The sequence below is a fragment of the Sulfurimonas sp. genome (genome assembly GCF_016744025.1).
Taxonomy (GTDB): Bacteria; Campylobacterota; Campylobacteria; order Campylobacterales; family Sulfurimonadaceae; genus Sulfurimonas.
In genome coordinates this window covers 1-2,070 of record NZ_JADGFC010000232.1, presented here as the reverse complement: position 1 = coordinate 2,070, position 2,070 = coordinate 1, and the positions used below count along the sequence as shown (strand labels likewise).

Below are 2,070 nucleotides of genomic sequence, written 5' to 3'. Positions count from 1 at the left end.
CTTCTTTGTTTTTGGTCGAATAAGATTAGCAGATTATCGATTAATCCTATCTTTCAACTTACTTTCAAAAAATTGCACTTGATTTTAGAATTGGCGTTTAAAAATTATATCACATTTGTTAGAATACTAAAGTGTGAATAATGAGTAAAATATAAGCTATTTACTTTACTAATCTTAAATGAAAAGCATAGCTTCACTACAATTTAGATATAATCGCGAAATTTCAAAAATACCATATTTAAGGCATCTCAAAATTGTTTGATTTAAAAAAATACTCATCGGCCAATATCAAAAATGATATTCTCTCTGGTTTAGTTGTTGCCGTTGCATTAGTTCCTGAAGCCATTGCATTTTCATTTATTGCAGGAGTTAGTCCAGTAGTTGGTCTCTACACTGCATTTATCTTAGGTCTAATCACTTCACTAATCGGTGGTAAACCTGGTATGATTTCTGGAGCTACAGGAGCAGTTGCTATTGTTCTTGTTGGTTTAGGAATAGAAGCAACTTCACTTTTAGAAGCACAAGGTGCAAGTAGAGAAGCTATAGCAATGGGTGTTTTACACTACATACTTCTAGCAACAGTTGTAGCTGGTGCTATTCAAATAGCAATTGGTGCGCTCAAACTTGGTAAATTTATACGCCTTGTTCCTACACCTGCTATTCATGGATTTGTTAATGGTCTTGCGATTGTTATCGGTACTGCTCAATTTAAGTTTTTTGAAGGTCAAGGTTACATGATGTATATCTTAGTAGCTGTTACAATGGCTATTATGTACCTACTTCCAAAAGTTACAAAAGCTGTTCCTGCAGGATTAGTTGCTATTATTGTCATTACTCTTGGAGTATATTTCACAAAGGCTGAGACTCTTTTACTAAGTGGTCTTGATGATATGAGTAAATATGCTGGACAACTTCCAAGTTTTGGTATTCCCGAATATATATTTAGTCTAGATGCTATCATGATAGTTCTTCCATATGCAGTTATCGTTGCTCTTGTTGGTGTAATCGAATCTTTACTTACTCTTTCTGTTTTAGATGAACTTAGTAATACTCGTGGTTCAGCGAACAAAGAGTGTATTGCTCAAGGTACTGGAAATATAACTTGTGGTTTCTTTGGTGGTATGGCTGGTTGTGCGATGATTGGTCAAAGTATCATTAACTACACTTCAGGTGGTATAGGAAGACTTTCATCATTTGTTGCATCTGTAGGTCTAATCATCTTAGTTGTATTGATGAGTGATGTTTTAAATACTATTCCAGTGGCTGTTTTAGTTGGTATCATGTTTATGGTTAGTATCGGTACATTTGAGTGGTCAAGCTTCTCTCGTATTAGCCGTATGCCAAGAACTGATGCTTTTGTTATGGTTACTGTAACTGTAATAACAGTTGTAGAAGATTTAGCAATAGCAGTAATTGCTGGTGTTATTATCTCTGCTCTTGCTTTTGCTTGGAAACATGCAAAAATCTTTACACGTGTTCATACTGAAGATGATGGAACTAGAGTTTACGAACTTGATGGTCCACTATTTTTTGGCTCAGCTACAACATTTGCAGATAACTTTGATATACCTCATGACCCTCCAAAAGTTGTAATAGACTTTAAAGATGCAAGGGTTATGGATTCTTCTGGTGTAGAAGCTATAGATGCAATCACTAAAAAGTACGAAGATGCAGGCAAGAACTTACTTCTTCGCCATCTTTCAGCAGACTGTAAAGCTATACTTAAAAAAGCTGGTCCACATTGTGCCTACGAAGAAGATGATCCAACTTATAAAGTTGCATACGACTATTAAAATTAAATAACTTTCATCAAAGATATAAGTCATACTTCTTGACTTGTATTTACCCTCCCCTCTTTTACCTCATTAATATCCGATTAACATGAAGATAATATCATCCCAAACTATAAATATAAATAGTGCAATATTAGAAGATAAAGTATGCACTTATTTTTATTCTTATGCCCTTTAGTTTATAATGAACCCCTAAAACTGAACCAGTAAAATTTGTTTTCTTATTTCAAAAATGATAAAATTGAAATAGAAAATATAGGGATTAAATATGAGTGTA

1 protein-coding gene is annotated in these 2,070 nt (G+C 33.9%); it reads left to right on the top strand.

Annotation, left to right across the window (positions count from 1 at the left end; genetic code table 11):
- The first annotated feature begins 254 nt into the window (after nt 1–254).
- Nucleotides 255–1,793, top strand: a complete 1,539-nt coding sequence (locus QZZ48_RS15555) for a SulP family inorganic anion transporter (RefSeq protein WP_294967168.1) — start codon at nt 255–257, stop codon at nt 1,791–1,793.
- Nucleotides 1,794–2,070: the final 277 nt, after the last annotated feature.